We start from the raw sequence: 20903 nt of genomic DNA, 5'->3' as shown, positions 1-20903 counted from the left end.
CGCCACCTTGGCGACAGGTTATGACACGACACCTCATTCTGTTCGGCTTCACCCCGGCACGACAGGCGGCCCTGGCCAGCGACCTGCACCAGCTGGGTTTCGATTCCCCCCGGCACGACCACGGCGGCCTCAGGGTCCAGTGGCAACCGTGCCATGAAGCGCGGCGCGGGGAACTGTTCAACGGCCTGCGCGAGCTGGCCACGGATTTCGCGGTGCTGCCCCCGGGCCTGGCCCTGGCGGACTTTTGCCTGCTGGCCTGCGACATGGACTCGACCTTGATCGAAGTCGAGACCATCGTCGCCCTGGCAGGCCTCGTCGGCGCCGCCGGGGAAGTCGGGCGCCTCACCGAGCGGGCGATCAGCGACACCCGGGACGACTACGCCGCCAGCATGCGCTATCGCATCGGCTTGCTGCGCGGCCTGGCCGTGGCCGACCTGCATCGGCTGATCGAGCGCACCGTGCGGCTGTCCCCCGGCGCCGCCGAACTGATCGCCATCGCCACCCGGGCCGGCCTGCGGACCGCCATCGTCAGCGGCGGTTTCGACCTGGTGGCCCAGGGCATCAGGCAGCGCCTGGGCATGGACGAGGCGTTCGCCCACAAGCTGGAAGTGGTCGACGGGCGCCTGAGCGGCACCCTGCTCGGCGAGGTGATCGATGCCCCGGGCAAGGCCACCATCGTCCAGCGACTGTGCGCCCGCCATGGCATCGCCCCGCGGCAGGTGATCGCCGTCGGCGACGGTGCCAACGACCTGGACATGGCCCGCCAGGCCGGGTTGTTCGTCGGTTTCCGGCCCAAGCCGGTGCTGCTGCCGGCCTGCGACATCGTCCTCGACCATGGGGGCCTCGACAGCCTGTCCACGGCCCTGGCTCTGGCCCGAGACCGCCAAGCCGAGGGCCTGCGGGCCGGGGCGGTCCAGTGAAGAGCCTGCCGCCAACGTTGCGCCAGCGGCCGGACCTGTGGATCTCCGGCCTGTTCCTGCTGCTCTGGTCGTCGGGCTTCGCCATCGTCAAGGTCGGGCTGCAGTACTGCAGCCCGATGATGTTCCTCTGGCTGCGCTACGTGATCGTGGTGCTGGTGCTGCTGCCGGTGGTGCTGGTGCAGCGTCCGCCCCTGCCCCGAGGCCGGCCCCTGCTGGCGATGATCGCCAGTGGCGTGCTCATGCAGTGCGTGTATTTCGCCGGGACCTACCTGGCCATCGATGCCGGGATCAGCGCCGGACTGCTGGCACTGATCGTCTCGCTGCAACCGGTGGTGATCGGCGTCGCCTCGCCCTTGCTGCTGCGCGCGCCGGTGGCCGGCCGCCAATGGCTGGGGCTGTTGCTGGGGTTCCTCGGGGCGGCGGTGGTGATCCTGGCCAAGTCCGGCGTGGAACGCTTCACCGCGCTGGGCATGGGCCTGGCCTGGCTGTCGCTGCTGGGCCTGAGCGCCAGCGTGCTGCTGGAGAAGGCCTCGACCCCGCAGCCGATCATCCTTTCGCTGTTCAGCCAGTACCTGCTGGGCATGCTGCTGGTCTCGCCCCTGGCCTTCACCTTCGATGCCCAGCCGATCCAGTGGAACTGGGCCTTCGTCGGTTCCCTGGGCTACCTGTCGTTCTTCAATTCGCTGCTGGCGATCGCCTTGCTGATGCTGCTGGTACGGCGTAACGAGGCGGCCAGGGTGTCGGCGGTGTTTTTCCTGGTGCCGCCCTGCGCGGCCCTGGTGGCCTGGCTGCTGCTGGGCGAGCCGATGCCCTGGCTGGCCTGGGGGGGCGTGGTACTGGCCGCCATGGGCGTGCGCCTGTGCAGCGCGCCCGCGCCGGGCAAGCCATTGCTCAAGTGATCGGTAAGACGGCCTGAGGCCAAAGGGGAGCCGGCGGGGCTCCCCGGGCGGGGACGTTGCTCAGAGCACCATGGCCGCGACCCAGCCAAAGGCCAGCAGCGGCAGGTTGTAGTGCAGGAAGGTCGGGACCACGGTGTCCCAGATGTGGTGGTGCTGGCCGTCGATGTTCAGGCCCGAGGTCGGGCCCAGGGTCGAGTCCGAAGCTGGCGAGCCGGCGTCGCCCAGGGCCCCGGCGGTGCCGACGATGCAGACGATGGCCACCGGGCTGAAGCCCAGCTGCACGCATAACGGCACGAAGATCGCCGCCAGGATCGGCACGGTGGAGAACGACGAGCCGATGCCCATGGTCACCAACAGCCCCACCAGCAGCATCAGCAGCGCGCCCACGCCCTTGCTGTGGCCGATCCAGCTGGCCGACGCCTGGACCAGGCTGTTGACCTGGCCAGTGGCCTTCATCACCTCGGCGAAGCCTGAGGCGGTGATCATGATGAAGCCGATCATGGCCATCATCTTCATGCCTTCGGTGAACAGCTCGTCGGTCTCGCGCCAGCGCACGATGCCCGACATCGAGAAGATCAGGAAGCCGCACAAGGCGCCGATAATCATCGAGTCCAGCAACAGTTGGATGACGAACGCGGCGACGATGGCCAGCCCCGCCACCAGCAGGGTCCGCGGGTTGTACTGCACCTCGACCTGCTCGACCTTCTCGATCCGGCCCAGGTCGTAGACGCGCTTCTTGCGGTAGCTGACGAACGCCAGCAACAGGCCGCAGACCATGCCCAGGGCGGGAATGCCCATGGCGTGGGTGACGTTGACCTGGCTGATGTCGACACCGCTGCGGGCGACGTTGGCCAACAGGATCTCGTTGAGGAAGATGTTGCCGAAGCCCACCGGCAGGAACATGTAGGGGGTGATCAGGCCGAAGGTGATGACGCAGGCGATCAGGCGCCGGTCCAGCTGCAGCTTGGTCAGCACGTAGAGCAGCGGCGGCACCAGCAGCGGGATAAAGGCGATGTGGATCGGCAGGATGTTCTGCGAGGCGATGGCCACCCCCCACAAGAGGCCGATCAGCAACCATTTGACCTGGCCGCCGCCATTGGCGTCCTGGCGATCCACCAGCAGCAGGATCTTGTCCGCCAGGGCGTGGGCCAGGCCGGACTTGGCGATGGCCACGGCGAAGGCCCCGAGCAAGGCATAGGACAGGGCCACCGTGGCCCCGCCGCCCAGGCCGCTGTTGAAGGCCTTGAGCGTGGCCTCGATCCCCAGGCCGCCGGTGAGGCCGCCCACCAGCGCGCCCACGATCAGGGCGATCACTACATGCACGCGGGACAGGCTGAGCACCAGCATCACGCCTACCGCGGCAATTACTGCGTTAATCATCGTTACCTCATTACTGCGGGCAAAAGCCGCGCAAAAGCCAGTGACCGACCGGAGGGCAGCAGGCTGCCGACATCGGGATGAAAGAGCTTGTTGTTAGAGGGCGCGCACTTTGCAGCAGTGGGCCCGGCTTGTCAAAACCGCGGCCCGGCGCCCATCGGCACCCGGCCTCGTATGGCTCGCAGGGCCGCAATGGTCGCCAGGACGCTGAAGGTCCTGCGGACCTTGGCGCAGCCTCGCGGGCTCGGCAGCGGCGACACATATGGGGGGTGACGGATTTCGAACGCTCGTTTAAAGAAACCCGATCAACGGCCGCTACAGTGCAAAGTCTCAGATATTTATCGAATAAAGGACGTCTCCATGTCGCTCAGACAACTTTCCATCCAATGGAAGATCACCTTGCTGGCCGGACTCTGCCTGTTGGGCATCGTGTCGCTGTTGGTGGGGCTTTCGCTGTATCGCATGGAGCACAGCTCCGAGATGGTCAAGGCCTCGAGCATGGAGATGCTCAATGAAGCCGCCCAGGCCCGGATCGAGGCCCAGGGCGAAGTCCAGGCCCTGGGGATCCGCCAGCAGTTCATGGACGCCTATCAATACGGCCACGGTTTCTCGCGCCAGGTGCTGTTCCTGCGTGAACAGGCCGAGAAGCGCTTCCTCGATGCCTTCGACCTGCGCGAGGACTTGACCCGCCAGGTCAAGTCGGCACTGCAGGCCAATCCCGACCTGCTGGGCCTGTCCCTGGTGTTCGAGGCCAACGCCCTGGACGGCAAGGACAGCCTGTTCAACGGCCAGACCGAACTGGGCAGCAACGAGCAAGGCCGCTTCGCCCTGTACTGGTCGCAACCGACCCCGGGCCAGCTGACCGCCATGGCGCTGCCGGAAAGCGACATGAGCAATACCCGCACCGGCCCCAGCGGCCAGCCGGCCAATGCCTGGTTCACCTGCCCGCGCAGCACCCTCAAGCCCTGCGTGATCGAGCCCTACTTCTATGACATCGCCGGGCAGCAGGTGCTGATGACCAGCATCGTCTTCCCGCTGCTGGTGGACGGCAAGGTCATCGCCTCGCTGTCGGTGGACATCAACCTCAACAGCCTGCAGGCGGTCAGCCAGAACGCCAGCCGCAAGCTCTACGCCGGCCAGACCAATGTCAGCATCGTCAGCCCCGAAGGCCTGCTGGCCGGCTACAGCCCCGACGCCAGCAAGCTCAGCCAGCGCCTGGACAGCGTCGACAGCGCCAACGGCGCCGAGCTGATCCGCCAGCTGGCCAGCAGCACCCAGACCCGCAGCCTGCACAATAACCACGAGCTCAAGGTGCTGGCGCCGTTCACCCCGATTCCCGGCGGCAAACCCTGGGGCGTGCTGCTGGACGTGCCGGAAAAGGTCCTGGTGGGCCCGGCCGAGGCGCTGAAGACCGAACTGGATGCCAGCAACAGCAGCGGCACCCTGATGGAGCTGGGCCTGGGCCTGCTGGCCGCGGTGGTCGGCCTGCTGCTGGTATGGCTGATGGCCCGCGGCGTGACCCGGCCGATCCTCGGCGTGGCCGCGATGCTCCAGGACATCGCCAGCGGCGAAGGCGACCTGACCCGCCGCCTGGACTACGACAAGCAGGATGAACTGGGGCAACTGGCCGGCTGGTTCAACCGCTTCCTGGACAAACTGCAACCGATCATCGCCGAGGTCAAACGCTCGGTGCAGGACGCCCGGGGCACCGCCGACCAGTCGTCGGCCATCGCTACCCAGACCAGCGCCGGCATGGAACAGCAGTACCGCCAGGTGGACCAGGTGGCGACCGCCTCCCATGAGATGAGCGCCACCGCCCAGGACGTGGCCCGCAGCGCCGCCCAGGCCGCCCAGGCCGCCCGGGATGCCGACCAGGCGACCCAGCAGGGCCTGACCGTGATCGACCGCACCACCCGCGCCATCGACCTGCTGGCCACCGACATGAGCACCGCCATGGGCCAGGTCGAAGGCCTGGCCAGCGACAGCGAGCAGATCGGTTCGGTACTGGAAGTGATTCGCGCCATCGCCGAGCAGACCAACCTGCTGGCCCTCAACGCGGCCATCGAAGCGGCCCGAGCCGGGGAAGCCGGGCGTGGTTTCGCAGTGGTGGCCGATGAAGTGCGCAACCTGGCCCAGCGCACCCAGGAATCGGTGGAAGAAACCCGCCAGGTGATCGAACAGTTGCAGAACGGCACCCGCGACGTGGTGGCCTCCATGGGCAACAACCATCGCCAGGCCCAGGGCAGCGTCGAGCAGGTGGAACAGGCGGTGACCGCCCTGCGCCAGATCGGCGCTGCGGTGACGGTGATCAGCGACATGAACCTGCAGATCGCCAGCGCCGCCGAACAGCAGAGCGCCGTGGCCGAGGAGATCAACAGCAACGTGGCGACCATCCGCGACGTCACCGAATCGCTGTCGGAACAGGCCAACGAGTCGGCGCGGGTCAGCCAGTCGCTGAACAGCCTGGCCAACCAGCAGCAGGGCCTGATGGACCAGTTCCGCGTCTGACCCCGCAGCCGCTCCCGAGCCTGCGAGGCTGCGACAAGGCCCGCAGGGCCTTCGGTGCCATCGAAGGCGACGTCCTCTTCGGAGTCGATTGCCGCCTTCGACAGCGGCGACACCGCCAGCCCGGCCCCCGGCAGCAGCGCAAAGTGGCCCCTGGCAAGCTCAGCGCCGGGGCAGCTCGATCTCGACCCGCAAGCCGCCCAGGGGGCTTTGCCCAAGGCTCAGGCGGCCGCCCCAGGCCTCGACGATATCGCGCACGATGCCCAGGCCCAGGCCGTGGCCGTCGGTCTGTTCATCCAACCGGGCGCCACGGCTGAACACTTCATCCCGGCGCTGCTCCGGAATCCCCGGGCCATCGTCGTCTACCGCCAGGCAAAAGCCCGCGGCACCCTCCTCGACCTGCAGCCGCACTTGCGCATCCGCCCACTTGCAGGCGTTGTCCAGCAGGTTGCCCAACAGTTCCAGCAGGTCCTCGCGGTCCCAGGGCAGGCGCAGCCCCGGCGCCGCGTGGTAGCTGAGCTCCAGGTGCTCGCCGTGGATCATGTTCAAGGTCGCCAGCAGCCCCGGCAACTCGGCGTCGCACTCGAACAGCGCGCCGGGTAGCGCATCGCCGGCCAGGCGCGCCCGGTTCAATTCGCGGTTGAGCCGCGACTGCACCTGTTCCAGTTGCTCCAGGAGAATCCGCCGCACCTGCGGCTGGGCCGCCAGCTTCGGTCCCGAGGCCAGGCTCAGCAGCACCGCCAGGGGCGTCTTCAGGGCGTGCCCGAGGTTGCCCAGGGCATTGCGCGAACGCTTGAGACTGTCTTCGGTGTGCGCCAGCAAATGGTTGACCTGGGCCACCAGCGGCTCCAGCTCCACCGGCACCTGGGCATCGAGCTGGGAGCGCTGGCCCAGCTGCAGTTGGGCGATCTGCTCGCGGGCCGTCTCCAACGGACGCAAGGCCCGGCGCACGGTCAGGCGTTGCAGCAGCAGGATCAATAACAACCCCGCCAGGCCCAGCCCAAGGCCAATCTGGCGCATGCGCTGGAAGCTCTCGCGCACCGGGGTGTAGTCCTGGGCCACGCTGATGCTGATGGTCTGGCCGAAACGCTTGTAGTCGCTGCGCAGCACCAACAGTTGCTGGCCCTCGGGGCCCAGTTGCAGGTTGCCTTGCAACCCGGCCTGCTCCAGTTGCGGCAAGTCCTGGTCCCACAGCGAGCGGGAGCGCCAGTGCACATTGGCGAAGTCGATACGAAAGTAATGCCCGGAGAACGGCCGCTGATAGGCCGCCGAGAGCCGCCGCTCATCCAGCTGCAAACCTTGCGGACCGCGAACCAGGGCCAGCAGCAGGCTTTCGCTGGCGTTGCGCAGGCCAGCCTCCAGGTAGCGTTGCAGGCCCACCTCGAACAACCACAGGCTGGTCTGTGCCAGCGCCAGCCCGACCACCAGCATCACCCCCACCAGGCCCAGGCTCAGGCGGCGCTGGATCGACCTCACGAGGACGCCCCGCCGAACAGGTAGCCTTGGCCCCGACGGGTTTCGATGACGCTGCGCCCCAGTTTGCGGCGCAAATGGTTGACATGGACTTCCAGTACGTTGGAATCGCGCTCGGTCTCGCCGTCATAGAGGTGCTCGGCCAGGTGGCTTTTGGAAAGGATCTGCTGCGGATGCAGCATGAAGTAGCGCAGCAAGCGGAATTCCGCCGCAGTGAGTTGCACGTCCTGGCCATCGCGGACCACGCACTGGCGGCCTTCGTCCAGCTGCAGGCCGGCGGCCTGCAGGGTCTGCTGGTTGGCCTGGCCATGGGAACGGCGCAACAAGGCCTGGACCCGCAGGTGCAGTTCTTCGGGATGGAACGGCTTGCTCAGGTAATCGTCGGCGCCGGCCTTGAGCCCTTCGATACGCTCGGCCCAGGAGCCCCGGGCCGTGAGGACCAGCACCGGGGTGGCCAGGCCGTCGGCCCGCCATTGGCGCAGCACGTCCAGGCCCGGCACGCCGGGCAGGCCCAGGTCGAGGATGATCAGGTCATAGGGTTCGCTGGCCCCCTGGTACAGGGCGTCGCGCCCATCGGCCAGCCAGTCCACGGCATAGCCTTGGCGGTTCAGCCCTTCGAGCAACTCGTCGGCCAGGGATACATGGTCTTCCACCAGCAGCAAGCGCATCAGTCGTCTTCCTCGTCTTTCAACAGGCGCCCGGTGGCGGCCTCCAGGTCCAGCTCGCGAACCACGCCGTCCACGGTCAGCAACTCGACTTCATAGATGTACACGTCGTGTTTTTCTTCCAGTTCGGCCTCCAGCAACTTGGCCCCGGGATAACGGTCCATGGCTTGTTGCAGCAGCTGCTCCAGGGGCAGGATCACCCCTCGCTGGCGCAGGCGCAGGGCCTCGTCCTGGTCCAGGTCGCGGGCCACCGCCAGCGAGCAGAACAACAACAGCGCCAGGGCCAGCCGGCTGCCGAGGGGCAATCTCCGATTCATTAGGTGTCCTGATGATCCTTGAGTACCTGGCCGCTCACGGCGTCCAGTTCCAGGTCCCACTCCAGCCCCTGCGGGTCGCGCAGCTCGACCTGGTAGATGTACTTGCCGTACTCCTCTTCCAGCTCGGTTTCGCTGATGCTCGCCCCAGGATGCCGGGACAGGGCCATGGCATTGAGTTTTTCAAAGGAGGCAATGGTACCAGCGTCGCGCAGGCGCAGGGCTTCGTCGGGCCCCAGGTCGCGGGCCTGGGCCAGGCTCGCGGTGAGGGCGATCAGGGTGGTGGCGAACAGGGTGGTCAGGGTCTTCATGGCAGGTCTCCAAGGCAGTGGCCAATGGCCAATGCTGTCCACGATACCCGGGGCAACTTAATTGAAGCTGAATCTGCCGCAGCGCCCTGGCAGAACTTTCATTCGGCCCCAATGGCCATGCTTCTCTATACTCGACGGCTGATCCGCAAGCGAGCCCGGTATGCCTGCCATCCATATCAAGTTTCCCGCCCTGACCCTCAAGGCCGGCCCGCGCGCCTTGGCGCGCATCCGCCGCCAGGGCCTGCACGCCGGTGAAGTCGGCACCTTGCCCGGCGCTGCCGGCGGTCCCAAGGCCCTGGGCATCCAGGGGCTCGACCTGGCCCTGTTCGGCGAATGGTTGCCAGCGGTGCCCCGCGAACGTTCGCTGATCGGCGCCTCGGTGGGCTCCTGGCGGTTCGCCAGCGCCTGCCTGCCGGACGCCGCCGCAGGCATCCGCCGCCTGGGCCAGCTGTACAACGCCCAGAGTTTCGCCAAGGGCGTGACCATGGCGCAGATCAGCCAGAGCTCGCGGCAGATGCTCGACGACCTGCTCGAGGGCCGCGATGCCAGCATCCTCGACAATCCCCACTACCGACTGAACATCATGGTGGTCAAGAGCCACGGCCTGCTCGCCGATGACCATCGCGGGCGCCTGGGCCTGGGCTTGTCCTCGGTGATCGCCGATAACCTGCGCGGCCGCGCGCGGCTGTCGCGGCATTTCGAACGCCTGGTGCTGCACGACCCACGCCTGGCCCCGCCGCTGCATGCCCTGGAAGACTTCCCCTCGCGCTTCGTCCCCCTGGATCGCGGCAACCTGCGCCAGGCGCTGCTGGCCTCGGGCTCGATCCCCATGGTCATGCAGGGCGTGCGCGAGCTGCCCGGCGCCGGTGCCGGCACCTTCCGCGACGGCGGCCTGCTGGACTACCACCTGGACCTGCCCTACAGCGGCAGCGACATCGTGCTCTATCCCCACTTCACCGACCGGGTGATCCCCGGCTGGTTCGACAAGACCCTGCCCTGGCGCCGGGCCAGCCCCGAGCGCCTGCGCGATGTCCTGCTGCTGGCGCCATCGCGGGAATACCTGGCGCGCCTGCCCTACGGCAAGCTGCCGGACCGCAACGACTTCAAGCGCTTCATGGGCGACGATGCCAGCCGGCAGAAATACTGGCGCAGCGCCATGGATGAAAGCCGGCGCCTGGGCGACGAGTTCCTCGAACTGGCCAGCCAGGGTCGCCTGGGCGAGCGCCTGCAGCGCCTCTGATGCCCGACATCGCTGCGCAAGAACCCTTCGATCAGGTTTTTTCCGTAACCGGGGGCAAGCTGATAAACTCGCCGACTGCCTCAATTCGCCCCAGGGCGATGCCATCCGACAGAGCTGACCGATACCGTGGAAATCTTCAAAGAATTTACCTTCGAATCCGCCCACCGCCTGCCTTTCGTGCCTGAAGGCCACAAGTGCGGCCGCCTCCATGGCCACTCGTTCAAGGTGGCGATCCACTTGAGCGGCGAGGTCGATCCGCATACCGGCTGGATTCGCGACTTCTCGGAAATCAAGGCCATCTTCAAGCCGCTGTACGAGCGCCTGGACCACAACTACCTGAACGACATCCCGGGCCTGGAAAACCCCACCAGCGAGGTCCTCGCCAAATGGATCTGGAACGAGCTCAAGCCCCTGCTGCCGGAACTCAGCGCGATCCGCATCCACGAGACCTGCACCAGCGGTTGCATCTATCGCGGCGAATGAGTCGACCTGAAACCACCCCACGGGGTGGTTTTTTCATGCCTATGCTTGCCCCACTCCCGCCTCCCGAGCATTCGCGCCATGCCCTCGACCCCGCCACCGACCATCCGCCCCGCCGCGCCACCTGACCTGGCCGCCATCGAACGCATCGCCAAGAACGCCTATGCGCCCTATATCGCGCGGCTCGGCCGGGAACCGGCGCCCATGCTCGAGGACTATTCCTGCCTGGTACTGGCCCGGCAGGTCTGGGTCCTGGAGGAGCAAGATGCGATCGCCGGCTTCGTCGTCCTGCTCGATGCCCAGGAGGCCCTGCTGCTGGACAACCTGGCGGTCAGCCCCGGGGCCCAGGGCCGTGGTCATGGCCGCCAGCTGCTGGCCTTTGCCGAACGACAGGCCCTGGCCGCCGGTCACAGTTGCGTGCGCCTCTACACCAACCAGGCGATGACCGAGAACATCGCCCTGTACCGCCGCCATGGCTACGTGGAAACCCACCGCGCGGTGGAGAACGGACTGCACCGGGTGTACATGAGCAAACCGCTGGACTGAACCGCACAGGAGTTCCCATGCCGCCACGTATCTACCTTGCAGGCTTCGATGTGTTCCGCGCCGATGCGCAGGACCATGGCGAGTACCTCAAGCGGCTGTGCCAGGCCCAGGGCCTGCACGGGCTGTTTCCCCTGGATAACCAGGCGCCACCGGGCCTCGCGCCAGAGGCCACCGCGCAGTGGATCTGCCGGCAGAACCTGCAGATGATCCGCGACTGCACGGCGCTGCTGGCCAACCTCAACGATTTTCGCGGCCTGGAGCCGGATTCCGGCACCGCCTTCGAAGTGGGCGCGGCCATCGCCCTGGGCAAACCGGTGTGGGCCTACTTCGAAGGCCCCGCCACCCTGCGCCAGCAAGTGCCCCACGATGACGCCGGGCGCGACGCCCAGGGCTTGGCGGTGGAGGACTTCAACCTGCCGCGCAACCTGATGCTGGCCTGCAGCTGGAGCGGCCTGAGCCCCCGTGTGGAAGCCGCCATCTGCGACCTCGGGCGCTGGCTGGCGCGTACAACCCCGGCTTGATCCCTGGGCCATGGCGGTCTAAAACAACTCTCTTCGCCTTGAAGTCGCAGGAGCTCTCCCATGGAAAGCAGCTGGCTGACCCACGCCAAACGCCTGCAGGCCATCGCCTCCACCGGCCTGCATTTCTGCAAGGATGCCCACGATCGCGAGCGCTATCGGGAAGTCGCCGAGATCGCCCACCAGATGCTCGCGCAGTTGGGCAACGTGCCGCTGGAACGCATCACCGAACTGGTATCGGACTTCGCCCAGCGCTATTCGACGCCCATGGTGGAAGTGCGCGGCGCACTGATCGAGGACCACAAGATCCTCCTGGTACGGGAGACGACCGACGGTCTCTGGGCCTTGCCCGGCGGCTTTGCCGATGTCGGCCTGTCGGCCAGCGAGAACGTGATCAAGGAAATCCACGAAGAGGCCGGGATCGAGGTGGCCGTGCGCGGCCTGTACAGCATCCGGCACAAGGCCAAGGGCCCCTACAAGGCCGACCATCGCGATTTCTACAAGCTGTATTTCCTCTGTGACCGGCAACAGCGCCGGGCACCGGTGGCCGGTAGCGAGGCCAGCGAGGTCGGCTTCTTCGCCCTGGACCGACTGCCGCCGCTATCCCTGGGGCGCACCGTGGAGCGGGACATCCACGAAGCGTTCGACTTCCACCAGGGCAAGACCGCGCGGGTGCAATTCGACTGAGTACCAGCCGATGTAAAGCAAGCTTGACAGCGGCATGTCGCTCCACCTAATGTAAAGCGCACTTTACATAAGGAGATCGCTCATGGGCGCCAAGCGCTATATCGTGGAATTCACCCTGACCCTGCTGGCCTATATCGCCTGCGTGGCGTTCAGCAGCCATTGGCTGGAAGGCATGGCGTCGGGCCCGGGCAAGATCGCCCTGGCCCTGGTACCGGTAGTGCCGATGATCGCCATGGCCCTGGCGGTGGTCCGGCAATTGCGGCGCCTGGACGAAATGGTCCGGCGCGTCCAGCTCGAGGCCCTGGCCTTGTCCTTCGTCTGCACCGCGCTGATCACCTTCAGCTACGGCTTCCTGGAGACCGTCGGCCTGCCCAGGTTGTCGATGTTCTACGTGTGGCCGCTGATGGGCCTGATCTGGGCCCTGGCCACGGTGGTCGGCATGCGGCGCTACTCATGAATAACCAGGTACGCGAACTGCGCACCCGGCAAGGCTGGTCCCAGGCCGAGCTGGCCACCCGGCTCGAGGTGTCGCGCCAGACGGTGAACGCCATCGAGACCGGCCGCTACGACCCCAGCCTGCCCCTGGCCTTCAAGATCGCGCGGGCTTTCCAGATGCCCATCGAAGATATCTTCAGCCCGGACCCGGACTGACCTCTATCGGTGCGCCCTGGCCTGTTGCACCGGGCTGCGCACCGTTTTACCCCAGCGTGCTTCAACGTCTTGCCCCGGGGATTGGCTATAACTGCTGGAGCGCCCCGGCTCCAGCGGCGGCGTCCAGCCATGGCCGTCGAAAATGGCACGGCACCTGCAGCACCGCGTCGCGCCAATCGAACCAGGGACAGGCCATGACCCAGCACGCACCCGGCAACGACTACCCCTTGAGCGAAGTCCCGCAGCATGCCCGCAAGGGCCTGGCCTCGATGGCCATGGTGCTGCTGGGCTTCACCTTCTTCACCGCGACCATGTTCGCCGGCGGCAAGCTGGGCGTGGCCTACGACTTCCCCACCCTCTTGGCGGTGATCGTCCTCGGCAACCTGCTGCTGGGGCTGTACGCCGCGAGCCTGGGCTACATCGCTTTCAGCAGCGGGCTCAACTCGGCCTTGATGGGGCGCTTCTGCTTCGGCGAGCGAGGCAGCAAGCTCAGCGACCTGATCCTGGGCTTCACCCAGATCGGCTGGTATGCCTGGGGCACCGCCACCGCCGCCGTGGTACTGGGCAAGTACTTCCAGCTCGACCAGGGCGCGGTGCTGGGGTTGATGCTGCTGTTCGGCATGGGTTTCTGCGCCACGGCCTACATCGGTTATCGCGGGCTGGAGCTTTTGTCGTGGATCGCGGTCCCGGCCATGGGCCTGCTGCTGGTGCTCTCGATGTGGACCGCCACCGAGCAGGTCGGCGGGCTCGACGGCCTGCTGGCACGGCAACCCAGCGGCGCGCTGGACCTGTCCACCGCCATCACCCTGGTGTTCGGCACCTTCGTCAGCGGCGCGACCCAGGCCACCAACTGGAGCCGTTTTTCCCGTTCGGCACGGGTCGCGATAGCCGCCAGCCTGATCGGCTTCTTCATCGGCAACGGCCTGATGGTGCTGATCGGCGCCTACGGCGCCATCGTCTACCAACAACCGGACGTAGTCGAAGTCCTGCTGCTGCAAGGATTCGCCATGGCAGCCATGGCCATGCTCCTGCTGAATATCTGGAGCACCCAGGACAACACCATCTACAACTTCGCCGTGGCCGGCTGCAACCTGCTGCGCACCGACCGACGCAAGAGCGTGACCCTGGTGGGCGCGGTGATCGGCACACTACTGGCGATGCTCGGCATGTACGACCTGCTGGTGCCCTACCTGATCCTGCTGGGCACGGTGATCCCGCCGATTGGCGGAGTGATCATGGCCGACTTTTTCTATCGCTGGCGCGGTCGCTACCCGCGCCTGGCCGAGAGCCAGCTGCCGGCCTGGAACTGGCCGGGCCTGGGCGCCTACGGCCTCGGCACCCTGGCCGCGTTCTGCTCGCCCTGGGTCGCGCCGCTGGTGGGCATCGGCGTCGCCAGCCTGGGCTACATCCTGTTCAGGACGCTGCTGGGCGGGCGCGCGCCGATCGCCGCCGACACGGCTTGAGCCGACAGCCGCCCAGCGCTGTTGTCTATCCGCTGCGCCGCAGGTCTATCATGGCCCCATCCAGAACATGACCGCCGGGCCAAGGCCCGGATCCGGCGGCAACCTTTCCGACCGCCTGCCCGAGGAACCACCGCGATGCTGATCACCAACGCCCGCCTGCGCCACCGTGAAGGCCTGCACCAACTGCACCTGGAACACGGGCGCATCGCCCGCATCCTGCCCCAGGAACAGCAGCCCCCGGTGCCGGCCCACGGCCCGGAGCACCTGGATGCCGGCGGCAACCTGGTGGTACCGCCGTTCGTCGAGCCACATATCCACCTGGACGCCACCCTCACCGCCGGCGAGCCACGCTGGAACATGAGCGGCACGCTGTTCGAGGGCATCGAGTGCTGGGGTGAGCGCAAGGCCAGCATCACCGCCGAAGACACCCGCACCCGGGCCCACAAGACCCTGCGCGCCCTGGCCGCCCATGGCATCCAGCAGGTGCGTACCCATGTCGATGTCACCGACCCCGACCTGACCGCGCTCAAGGCCATGCTCGAGGTGCGCGAACAGGCCCGGCACCTGGTGGACTTGCAGATCGTCGCCTTTCCCCAAGAGGGGATCGAGTCGTTTCGCAATGGCCGCCAACTGATGGAGGAAGCGATTGGCCTGGGGGCCGACGTGGTGGGCGGCATCCCGCATTTCGAATACACCCGCGACCAGGGCGTGAGCTCGGTGAAGTTCCTCATGGACCTGGCCGAACGCACCGGTTGCCTGGTGGACGTGCATTGCGACGAGACCGATGACCCGCACTCGCGCTTTCTCGAAGTGCTGGCCGAAGAGGCCCGCAGCCGCGACATGGGCTCGCGGGTCACCGCCAGCCACACCACGGCCATGGGATCCTACGACAACGCCTACTGCGCCAAGCTGTTCCGCCTGCTGGGGCACTCCGGGATCAGCTTCGTCTCCTGTCCGACCGAAAGCATCCACCTGCAGGGCCGCTTCGATACCTTTCCCAAGCGCCGCGGGGTCACCCGGGTCAAGGAACTGCTGGAGGCGGGCATGAACGTCTGCTTCGGCCAGGATTCCATCGTCGACCCCTGGTATCCCCTGGGCAACGGCAACATCCTGCGGGTGCTGGAAGCCGGTTTGCACATCTGCCACATGCTCGGCTACAGCAACCTGCAAGGCGCCCTGGACCTGGTCACCGACAACAGCGCCAAGGCCCTGGCCCTGGGCGATGGCTACGGCCTGGAGGAAGGACGCCCGGCGAACCTGCTGATCCTGTCCGCCGACAGCGACTACGAAATGCTCCGCAGCCAGGGCCTGCCGCTGTATTCGATCCGCCACGGCAAGGTGCTGATGCAACGCCAGATGGCCCAGGTGCAGTTGCTGGACACCCCGCTGTAGCCCCAGGGCCGCGGCGCAGCCTCGCTTCCTGTAGCCGCTGCCGCAGGCTGCGCACGGCTCGGCACGAGCCGCAAGGCCGGCATCCATGGCCCGCCTGATGCACCGCGTCGCCCGTCTTCACGGCCGCTGCGCGCCCGTGCGCAGCCTCGCCAGCTCGGCAACGGCTACAGGGGCATGCGTTGGGCGGTGCCGAACAGGCTCACGCGGCGCAGCACTCCGTCGCGCTCTTCCAGGCGCAGCGGCGCGGTGCCGCCCGGCATCACCACCTGGACCTCGCCGGCCTTGACCCAACCCACCCGCCAGGCGGCGCAGGCCACCGCACTGGCACTGGTGCCGGAGGACGCCGTCGGCCCCTCGCCCCGCTCGAACACCCGGGCCACGATGCGTTGCCCCGATTCGCGCGCCGCCCATTGCAGGTTGACCCCGGCCGGGCACGGCTCGCCACTGCCCACCGGCAAGGCGAAGGCCGTGGCGGTCAGGCCCTCGGCCAGGGGCGGTTCCAACATCTGCCGGTTGTCCGGCAAGGCGCCGGCCTCATCCACCAGGGTCACGCAATGGGGATTGCCGACCCGCACGAACTGGCTGTATTCCCATTGCGGGTTCAAGGCCCGCAACGGGCCGACCTGGCTCAGTTGCCGTTCATTGAACGTCACTGCCTCGACGCCCAGGGCCGCCACCGCCTCGGGACCGAACGCCGGTTGCCCGAGATCCAGCCAGAAGCCCTGCACACCCGCCACCTGGGCCGGCTCCACGGCCGTGGTCACTGGCGAGAGGCCGGCGCCCTGGTCGTGATGGACCTGCAATAGGGTCTGCCCCGGGCCCTGCAGCAACCCTTGCTCGGTCAGCGCTTGGGAGAAGATCGTCAGGCCGTTGCCGCTGCGCTCGGCCAGGGTGCCGTCGGTGTTGACGATCAGCAGGTCGAACGGCGCCGCCTCCTGGAACGGCCCCACCAGCAGGCCATCGCTGCGATGGGCCTTGGCTCCGGCCGGGCGGCAGCCCGGCGTCCAATCGCACAAGGCGGCAATGGCCTGCTCGGCCCATAGCCGCCGATCCCGCGCCGCCTGGGCCGCAGTGCCCGGCAGGGCCACCCCCAGGCGCCGCAATGCCGCTGGCGAGACCACGCCATAGATATTGCCCCGTGCATCGTAGAACGCCGCCATCGCCCCATCTCCGGAAAAAAACCAGCCGCTGACATTACGGCCAATGCCGCGGCTGTACCAGAGGGGCGATCAGCGAATCGGCAGGGCCATCGGCCGGATCGGCGCCGCATCGGCACCCCGCAACTTGAGCGAGGCACCGATGAAGGCGAACTGGTAGACCTTGTCCCGGGCCAGGCCCTCGAGATTCACCAACTCCATGATCGGCGCGCCCTGCATCGCCAGCAGGTAGGTGTGCAGCGGCAGATAGTTGCCCTCGACCTCGGACGGGAAGGTCTCGAAGCTCAGGTTGTCGGCCCCCACCACCATGGCACCGCCCTCTTCCACCAGGAACTTGGCGGCATCCAGGCTCAGGCCCGGCGGGTTGGCCATGTACACCTGGGCGTTCTCGTAGTCACGCATGCGCCCGGTGCGGATCAACACCACATCGCCCTTCTCCAGGGCCACCTTCTGCCTGGCCAGGGCCTGCTTGAGATCGGCGCGGGTCACCCGGTAGCTGTCGGCCAGCTGGTCCAGGCCCTTGGCCGCGGCGACGTCGATCATCACCCCACGGGCAATGATCGGTGGCAGCTTCTCGGCCCCGGTGACATTCCAGCCCCGGTCGCCCAGGTGCTGGTCGGCGCGGAAGCCGTTCCAGATCTTGCCGTTGAGCCCAAAGTGGTTGAGGGCGTCGATGTGGGTGCCCATGTGGGCGTACATCGACACCGCCGAACCGCTGTAGCTGACGTGCTGGTTCATCGGCTCGCCGACCTGCATCGGGTCGGCGATCACATTGCCGTGGGGGGTGTGGGTCATCCACATCTGGTACGGCGGATCGCCGGCGGCCTGCCAGCTGGGCATGCCGACGAAGTAGTCCACCGCCAGGTCGTAGGCCTGCTCGCCGCTGACCCGGGACATGATTGCCGCCCGCGATGCGGGGGTGATCAGGTTCAGGCGGCCGATCTCGTCCTTCGGCCCCCAGGGGCTGATGCCCACGTCTGGCTGCTGCGCGGTGGCGGCGCTGCAAGCGGCGCTGACGAGCGACAGGGCCAGGACCCCGGGGAGGATTTTCGACATTGCGCGGATACCCATGACAATACTCCTTTGAAGTAGAAGTGGCCATGGTATTGGACGCTCATTCGGAGATAATCAGCCGATTGGTGAATAGATATTCAACCCAGGGGAAACAATATGGATGTACTGATGGCCATGCGCACCTTTCGCCGGGTGGTGGAGCGCGCCAGTTTCAGCCTCGCCGCCGCCGACCTCGGGCAGTCCACCGCCGCGGTGAGCAAGCAGGTCCGGCAGTTGGAGGAGCGCCTGGGCAGCTTATTGATTTTGCGTACCACCCGGCGCATGAGCCTGTCGGAAGCCGGACAGAGCTACTTCACCGAGTGCTGCCACCTGCTGGACGAACTGGACGCCCTGGAACGCGCCACCCAGGCCGGGTCGAGCGAGCCCGGCGGGCGCCTGCGGGTCAACGCGCCGCTGTCGTTCGGGCTCAAGGTGCTGTCGCCGATCCTGGTGGCCTTCATGGAGCGCTATCCGCAACTGCAAGTGGACCTGACCCTCAACGACCAGGTGCTGGATGTGGTGGGCGAGGGTTTCGACGTGTCGCTGCGGATCCGCCGCCAACTGGAAGACTCATCGCTGATCGCCCGCCACCTGGGCCAGGTCGAGCAGGTGATCTGCGCCGCGCCGGCCTACCTCCAGGCCCAGGGCACACCGGTGGGCATCGCCGACCTGCACTCGCATCGCTGGCTGGCCTATCGCCTGGCCGAGCACCCCGGGCGCTGGCAACTGGAAGGTCCTGAAGGCCACACCCGGCTGGAGCTGCCGGTGCACTTCGCGGTGGACAACAGCTTGATGCTGGCCGACATGCTGGTGGCCGGCCTGGGCATCGGCGCCCTGCCCGGCTTCGTCGCCCAACCGCTGCTCGACAGCGGCCAGTTGCAGCGGCTGTTGCCGGAGCAAAGCCTGCCCAGCCGGCATATCTACGCCCTGTATCCGAGCCAGCGGCACCTGTCGCAGAAGGTCCGGGTATTCGTCGACTTCCTGGTCCAGGCCCTGCAGCAAGGCTGAACCTCAGGCGGTGGGGACTTGCAGTCCGACCTTGACCCGGTTCATCGCCACCAGGGTCTTGAAGCGCTTGACGTTGGCGTTGTCGAAGAACAGCTCGCGGGCCAGCTGGTTGTACTGGGCCATGCTGCGCACGCAGAAGATCAGCACGAAGTCGCACTCGCCGGCCACGTAGTAGCACTGCTGGACCTGGGGGCAGGCCTGGAAGCTGCGCCTGAGCGCATCGAGCTGGTCGCCCCGCTCACTCTCGACTTCCACCTCGACGATGATGCTCAGCTCATGGCCCAGGGCATCGGGAGCGACCACCGCGGTATAGCGTTCGATCACCCCTTCCTCGGCCAGGCGCTTGAGGCGCCGGTTGACCGCCGCGGTCGAGAGGTTGACCCGCAACCCCAGTTCACTCTGCGCGGTGCTGGCATCGCGCTGCAGCTCGGCGAGCAGCTTGAGGTCGTAGGCATCGAGGCTGGTGGTCATGGGGGGGACTCCGGATACGGCAGGCGGCAGTGAAAGGATATGGCGCGACGGCTCGCGATTATGCGTAACCAACACCCGGCCCGCGCAAGTTATTCCGGCCCCGCGAGCTGATTCGATGACAGCCTCAAGCACTGCCGGCGCCTGCCCTGCACCCGGAGCAAGGGGGGCCCGGGCAGCACGGCACCTGTTCGACATCCATGGGCTGGTCGACCGCGACGCTCATCGCGGGCAGGACTTGCAGGGTGATTTCTGCAACCTTGGCTCGCCGGATTTGTCACAATCCCCGACTCGGCCGCATGGGATGCCCTGCGCTACCTGGCGGCCGGCAGCGAACGAATCGGCCACAGGTGACAGCGTCATCCGCCGCCATGGGCCGTTCAGGCAACGACCTCACGGGCCGGCCCTGGCTGTCCGTTCGCCCATGCTCCCGATCCATATTGAAGACGCCACCGACACCGCCCCCCACCCACTCCGGGTCGAGGAAACAGCACGACCGGCCTCCCGGCGCCAGCGGCGGTTACCGCCACTCGATGCCCGGCCAGCAAGGATTCTTATGACTGCCAGCAACACCCACTTCCAGGCCACTCCCGGCCGCCTCGAACAGATGTCCACCCGCGTGGCCTATTTCATCGCCGGGTTCGGCATCGCCGCCTGGGCTCCCCTGGTGCCCTACGCCAAGAGCCGGGCCGGACTCGACGAAGGCACCCTGGGCCTGTTGCTGTTGTGCCTGGGCGTGGGCTCGATCCTGGCGATGCCCATCGCCGGCGCCCTGGCCGCGCGCCATGGCTGCCGGCGGGTGATGGCCGCCGGCACCTTGCTGATCTGTATGGCCCTGCCCTTGCTGGCGATCCTGGCGTCGGCGCCGTCGCTGATGTTCGCCCTGTTCATGTTCGGCGCCGGGCTCGGCACCGTGGACTCCACGGTCAACCTGCAAGCGGTGATCGTCGAGCGAGCCAGCGGCAAGACCATGATGTCGGGGTTCCACGGCATGTTCAGCCTCGGCGGGATCGTCGGCGCCGCCGGCGTCAGCGCCCTGCTGGGCCTGGGCCTGTCGCCCCTGGGGGCGACCCTGGTAGCGGTGGCGCTGATGCTGCTGGCCCTGGCCAGGTCCGCGCCGCACATGCTGCCCTACGGCAGCCAGAGTTCGGGACCGGCCTTTGCCGTGCCCCACGGCGTGGTGCTGTTCATCGGGTGCCTGTGCTTCGTGGTGTTCCTGGCCGAAGGCGCGGTGCTGGACTGGAGCGCGGTGTTCCTCACCGCCGAGCGCGGCCTGGACACCGCCTACGCCGGCCTGGGTTATGCCGCCTTCGCCCTGACCATGACCGTCGGGCGCCTGACCGGCGACGCCATCGTCCATCGCCTGGGCGCCCGGCGGGTGATCGTCAGCGGTGGCGCCACCGCGGCGGCCGGCTTGCTGCTGGCCACCCTGGCCCCGGCCTGGGAAGCGGCGCTGCTGGGGTATGCCCTGGTGGGCGCGGGGTGCTCGAACATAGTGCCGGTGCTGTACACCGCGGTGGGCAAGCAGCAGGTCATGCCCGAGGCCATCGCCGTCCCGGCCATCACCACCCTGGGTTATGCCGGCATCCTCGCGGGGCCGGCGGTGATCGGCTTCATCGCCCATGGCAGCAGCCTGAGCGCGGCCTTCGGCCTGATCGCCGCGGCGCTCCTGGCAGTGGCCGCCAGCGGCAGGGTGCTCAAGGTCTGAGCACCCCGGCCAGGTAGCCGCTGTTGAGCCTGCGAAGCTGCGCACGGGGGCGCAGCACCCGGCGTGCC

22 protein-coding genes and 1 pseudogene are annotated in these 20903 nt (G+C 67.4%); 15 read left to right on the top strand and 8 right to left on the bottom strand.

Annotated elements, in window-relative coordinates; translation table 11 throughout:
- Positions 1-20: 20 nt before the first annotated feature.
- Both serB and H7A76_RS13340 read left to right on the top strand, forming a co-directional pair.
- Positions 21-920 carry a phosphoserine phosphatase SerB gene (serB, locus tag H7A76_RS13345; protein ID WP_185698926.1) on the top strand — a complete coding sequence of 300 codons (900 nt, stop codon included), beginning with the start codon at positions 21-23 and terminating at the stop codon, positions 918-920.
- Positions 917-1819: a DMT family transporter gene (locus tag H7A76_RS13340; protein ID WP_185698925.1), complete on the top strand. Its 903-nt coding sequence runs from the start codon at positions 917-919 to the stop codon at positions 1817-1819. The genes serB and H7A76_RS13340 overlap by 4 nt, the downstream gene beginning before the upstream one ends.
- A gap of 60 nt (positions 1820-1879) precedes the next feature.
- Here H7A76_RS13340 and H7A76_RS13335 read toward each other — a convergent pair whose 3' ends face one another.
- A complete protein-coding gene (locus tag H7A76_RS13335; RefSeq protein WP_185699046.1) occupies positions 1880-3196 on the bottom strand; it encodes a Na+/H+ antiporter family protein in 1317 nt (438 codons plus the stop codon).
- 360 nt (positions 3197-3556) lie between these two features.
- Between H7A76_RS13335 and H7A76_RS32785 the strand changes: the two are divergent.
- Positions 3557-4846 (top strand): annotated as a pseudogene (locus tag H7A76_RS32785) (HAMP domain-containing protein); the annotation flags it as partial.
- A gap of 102 nt (positions 4847-4948) precedes the next feature.
- Positions 4949-5704 carry a methyl-accepting chemotaxis protein gene (locus H7A76_RS32780; protein WP_409301049.1) on the top strand — a complete coding sequence of 252 codons (756 nt, stop codon included), beginning with the start codon at positions 4949-4951 and terminating at the stop codon, positions 5702-5704.
- 159 nt (positions 5705-5863) lie between these two features.
- Here H7A76_RS32780 and H7A76_RS13325 read toward each other — a convergent pair whose 3' ends face one another.
- The 4 genes from H7A76_RS13325 to H7A76_RS13310 are packed head-to-tail and all read right to left on the bottom strand — an operon-like array spanning position 5864 to position 8464.
- A complete protein-coding gene (locus tag H7A76_RS13325; protein ID WP_185698923.1) occupies positions 5864-7177 on the bottom strand; it encodes a sensor histidine kinase in 1314 nt (437 codons plus the stop codon).
- Positions 7174-7842 carry a response regulator transcription factor gene (locus tag H7A76_RS13320; protein ID WP_185698922.1) on the bottom strand — a complete coding sequence of 223 codons (669 nt, stop codon included), beginning with the start codon at positions 7840-7842 and terminating at the stop codon, positions 7174-7176. The genes H7A76_RS13325 and H7A76_RS13320 overlap by 4 nt, the downstream gene beginning before the upstream one ends.
- Positions 7842-8156, bottom strand: a complete 315-nt coding sequence (locus H7A76_RS13315) for a PepSY domain-containing protein (protein ID WP_031320197.1) — start codon at positions 8154-8156, stop codon at positions 7842-7844. Before H7A76_RS13315 ends, H7A76_RS13320 begins: the two co-directional genes overlap by 1 nt.
- Positions 8156-8464 carry a PepSY domain-containing protein gene (locus tag H7A76_RS13310; protein WP_185698921.1) on the bottom strand — a complete coding sequence of 103 codons (309 nt, stop codon included), beginning with the start codon at positions 8462-8464 and terminating at the stop codon, positions 8156-8158. Before H7A76_RS13310 ends, H7A76_RS13315 begins: the two co-directional genes overlap by 1 nt.
- Before the next feature lie 160 nt (positions 8465-8624).
- Here H7A76_RS13310 and H7A76_RS13305 point away from each other — a divergent pair, with 160 nt between their 5' ends.
- The 9 genes from H7A76_RS13305 to codA all read left to right on the top strand — a co-directional run bounded on the left by H7A76_RS13305 (position 8625) and on the right by codA (position 15441).
- The gene (locus H7A76_RS13305; protein WP_185698920.1) at positions 8625-9704 is read left to right on the top strand and encodes a patatin-like phospholipase family protein; all 1080 of its coding nucleotides are present in this window, start codon (positions 8625-8627) and stop codon (positions 9702-9704) included.
- A gap of 126 nt (positions 9705-9830) precedes the next feature.
- Positions 9831-10187: a 6-carboxytetrahydropterin synthase QueD gene (queD, locus tag H7A76_RS13300; RefSeq protein ID WP_022639769.1), complete on the top strand. Its 357-nt coding sequence runs from the start codon at positions 9831-9833 to the stop codon at positions 10185-10187.
- Positions 10188-10265: 78 nt separating this feature from the next.
- Positions 10266-10730, top strand: a complete 465-nt coding sequence (locus H7A76_RS13295) for a GNAT family N-acetyltransferase (RefSeq protein ID WP_185698919.1) — start codon at positions 10266-10268, stop codon at positions 10728-10730.
- 17 nt (positions 10731-10747) lie between these two features.
- Positions 10748-11251: a nucleoside 2-deoxyribosyltransferase gene (locus H7A76_RS13290; RefSeq protein ID WP_185698918.1), complete on the top strand. Its 504-nt coding sequence runs from the start codon at positions 10748-10750 to the stop codon at positions 11249-11251.
- A gap of 60 nt (positions 11252-11311) precedes the next feature.
- Complete coding sequence (locus H7A76_RS13285) at positions 11312-11935, top strand: NUDIX hydrolase (RefSeq protein ID WP_185698917.1); 624 nt, start codon at positions 11312-11314, stop codon at positions 11933-11935.
- A gap of 82 nt (positions 11936-12017) precedes the next feature.
- Entirely contained in the window at positions 12018-12392 is a 375-nt protein-coding gene (locus H7A76_RS13280; RefSeq protein WP_185698916.1) for a hypothetical protein, read from the top strand.
- Positions 12389-12586, top strand: a complete 198-nt coding sequence (locus tag H7A76_RS13275) for a helix-turn-helix transcriptional regulator (protein WP_022639774.1) — start codon at positions 12389-12391, stop codon at positions 12584-12586. Before H7A76_RS13280 ends, H7A76_RS13275 begins: the two co-directional genes overlap by 4 nt.
- Before the next feature lie 194 nt (positions 12587-12780).
- Positions 12781-14049, top strand: a complete 1269-nt coding sequence (gene codB, locus H7A76_RS13270) for a cytosine permease (protein WP_185698915.1) — start codon at positions 12781-12783, stop codon at positions 14047-14049.
- Positions 14050-14184: 135 nt separating this feature from the next.
- The gene (codA, locus tag H7A76_RS13265) at positions 14185-15441 is read left to right on the top strand and encodes a cytosine deaminase (protein WP_185698914.1); all 1257 of its coding nucleotides are present in this window, start codon (positions 14185-14187) and stop codon (positions 15439-15441) included.
- 164 nt (positions 15442-15605) lie between these two features.
- Here codA and H7A76_RS13260 read toward each other — a convergent pair whose 3' ends face one another.
- Together H7A76_RS13260 and H7A76_RS13255 are read right to left on the bottom strand one after the other, a co-directional pair.
- Entirely contained in the window at positions 15606-16601 is a 996-nt protein-coding gene (locus tag H7A76_RS13260) for a diaminopimelate epimerase (protein ID WP_185698913.1), read from the bottom strand.
- 69 nt (positions 16602-16670) lie between these two features.
- Positions 16671-17669: a cyclase family protein gene (locus H7A76_RS13255; RefSeq protein WP_185698912.1), complete on the bottom strand. Its 999-nt coding sequence runs from the start codon at positions 17667-17669 to the stop codon at positions 16671-16673.
- A 99-nt stretch (positions 17670-17768) separates the two neighbouring features.
- On the opposite strand from H7A76_RS13255, the gene H7A76_RS13250 reads away from it, so the two are divergent.
- Positions 17769-18659 (top strand): LysR family transcriptional regulator, encoded by an 891-nt coding sequence (locus H7A76_RS13250; protein ID WP_185698911.1) that lies wholly within the window; start codon positions 17769-17771, stop codon positions 18657-18659.
- Between the two features lie 3 nt (positions 18660-18662).
- On the opposite strand, the gene H7A76_RS13245 is transcribed toward H7A76_RS13250, so the two are convergent.
- Positions 18663-19130: an Lrp/AsnC family transcriptional regulator gene (locus H7A76_RS13245; protein WP_185698910.1), complete on the bottom strand. Its 468-nt coding sequence runs from the start codon at positions 19128-19130 to the stop codon at positions 18663-18665.
- A 553-nt stretch (positions 19131-19683) separates the two neighbouring features.
- On the opposite strand from H7A76_RS13245, the gene H7A76_RS13240 reads away from it, so the two are divergent.
- Entirely contained in the window at positions 19684-20835 is a 1152-nt protein-coding gene (locus H7A76_RS13240) for an MFS transporter (RefSeq protein ID WP_185698909.1), read from the top strand.
- Positions 20836-20903: the final 68 nt, after the last annotated feature.

The organism is Pseudomonas sp. MSSRFD41, assembly GCF_014230245.1.
Lineage (GTDB): Bacteria > Pseudomonadota > Gammaproteobacteria > Pseudomonadales > Pseudomonadaceae > Aquipseudomonas > Aquipseudomonas piscis.
This window is presented reverse-complemented; position numbering and strand designations above follow the sequence as displayed.